The following is a 2,500-nucleotide window of genomic DNA, read 5'->3' on the forward strand; positions in this document are numbered from 1 at the left end:
TAAACCCTGGCGATGACCTACTCTCGCATGGCTTGAGCCACACTACCATCGGCGCAGCTGCGTTTCACTTCCGAGTTCGGGATGGGATCGGGTGGTTCCACAGCGCTAATTTCACCAGGGAGGCTTTTGGAGAGTCGCACTCGTCCCTGGGGGACAAGGCGCCAGCCTCGCATAGTTCTTGTGACGTAGCGTGCACTTGGATGCTCTTACGACGTTGTCGTAAAGCCAAGGCAACTTGAGGTTATATGGTCAAGCCACACGGATCATTAGTATCAGTTAGCTCAATACATTGCTGTACTTACACACCTGACCTATCAACCACATAGTCTATATGGTTCCTTCAGGGGGCTTGTGCCCCGGGAGATCTCATCTTGAGGCGCGCTTCCCGCTTAGATGCTTTCAGCGGTTATCGCTTCCGAACATAGCTACCCGGCAATGCCACTGGCGTGACAACCGGAACACCAGAGGTTCGTCCACTCCGGTCCTCTCGTACTAGGAGCAGCCCCTCTCAAATCTCCAACGCCCATGGCAGATAGGGACCGAACTGTCTCACGACGTTCTGAACCCAGCTCGCGTACCACTTTAAATGGCGAACAGCCATACCCTTGGGACCGACTACAGCCCCAGGATGTGATGAGCCGACATCGAGGTGCCAAACACCGCCGTCGATATGAACTCTTGGGCGGTATCAGCCTGTTATCCCCGGAGTACCTTTTATCCGTTGAGCGATGGCCCTTCCATACAGAACCACCGGATCACTAAGTCCTAGTTTCCTACCTGCTTGATCCGTCGATCTTGCAGTCAAGCACGCTTATGCCTTTGCACACAGTGCGCGATGTCCGACCGCGCTGAGCGTACCTTCGAGCTCCTCCGTTACTCTTTAGGAGGAGACCGCCCCAGTCAAACTACCCACCATACACGGTCCCCGACCCAGATAATGGGCCCAGGTTAGAACGTCAAGCACGACAGGGTGGTATTTCAAGGATGGCTCCGCCACAGCTAGCGCCATGGTTTCATAGCCTCCCACCTATCCTACACAGACGAACTCAACGTTCAGTGTAAAGCTATAGTAAAGGTTCACGGGGTCTTTCCGTCTTGCCACGGGAACGCTGCATCTTCACAGCGATTTCAATTTCACTGAGTCTCGGGTGGAGACAGCGCCGCTGTCGTTACGCCATTCGTGCAGGTCGGAACTTACCCGACAAGGAATTTCGCTACCTTAGGACCGTTATAGTTACGGCCGCCGTTTACTGGGGCTTCGATCAAGAGCTTCGCCTTGCGGCTGACCCCATCAATTAACCTTCCAGCACCGGGCAGGCGTCACACCCTATACGTCCACTTTCGTGTTTGCAGAGTGCTGTGTTTTTGATAAACAGTCGCAGCGGCCTGGTTACTGCGACCCTCTTCAGCTATAGCTCGCACGAGCCACCAAAAAGGGTGCACCTTCTCCCGAAGTTACGGTGCCATGTTGCCTAGTTCCTTCACCCGAGTTCTCTCAAGCGCCTGAGAATTCTCATCCTACCCACCTGTGTCGGTTTACGGTACGGTCTGCGTAAGCTGAAGCTTAGGAGCTTTTCCTGGAAGCGTGGTATCAGTGACTTCGCCATAAAGGCTCGTCTCGGTGCTCGGTCTTAAAGGATCCCGGATTTGCCAAAGATCCAAACCTACCGCCTTTCCCCAGGACAACCAACGCCTGGTACACCTAACCTTCTCCGTCCCTCCATCGCACTTACGCGAGGTGCAGGAATATTAACCTGCTTCCCATCGACTACGACTTTCGTCCTCGCCTTAGGGGCCGACTCACCCTGCGCCGATTAACGTTGCGCAAGGAAACCTTGGGCTTTCGGCGTGCGGGTTTTTCACCCGCATTATCGTTACTCATGTCAGCATTCGCACTTCCGATACCTCCAGCAGACTTCTCAATCCACCTTCAACGGCTTACGGAACGCTCCTCTACCGCGTACATATAAATATGCACACCCCAAGCTTCGGTTCACTGCTTAGCCCCGTTAAATCTTCCCCGCAGACCGACTCGACCAGTGAGCTATTACGCTTTCTTTAAAGGGTGGCTGCTTCTAAGCCAACCTCCTGGCTGTCTGTGCCTTTCCACATGGTTTTCCACTTAGCAGTGAATTTGGGACCTTAGCTGTGGGTCTGGGTTGTTTCCCTTTTCACGACGGACGTTAGCACCCGCCGTGTGTCTCCCATACAGTCCGTCTCGGTATTCGGAGTTTGCAATGGTTTGGTAAGTCGCGATGACCCCCTAGCCATAACAGTGCTCTACCCCCGAGAGGATACATATGAGGCGCTACCTAAATAGCTTTCGAGGAGAACCAGCTATCTCCGGGTTCGATTAGCTTTTCACTCCTAATCACAGCTCATCCCCGTCTTTTGCAACAGACGTGGGTTCGGGCCTCCAGTACCTGTTACGGCACCTTCACCCTGGCCATGACTAGATCACCCGGTTTCGGGTCTACTGCCCGCGACTATGCGCCCTTAT

General features: G+C 54.0%; 2 rRNA genes (1 of these 2 cut by a window edge). Both read right to left on the reverse strand.

Features of this window, described 5'->3' with window-relative positions:
* Nucleotides 1–4 precede the first annotated feature (4 nt).
* Nucleotides 5–119, reverse strand: a 5S ribosomal RNA gene (rrf, locus tag DCO49_RS14555).
* A gap of 126 nt (nt 120–245) precedes the next feature.
* Nucleotides 246–2,500 (reverse strand): 23S ribosomal RNA (locus tag DCO49_RS14560) (it continues 626 nt past the right edge of the window).

Source organism: Stenotrophomonas sp. SPM (genome assembly GCF_003105135.1).
Classification (GTDB): Bacteria; Pseudomonadota; Gammaproteobacteria; order Xanthomonadales; family Xanthomonadaceae; genus Stenotrophomonas.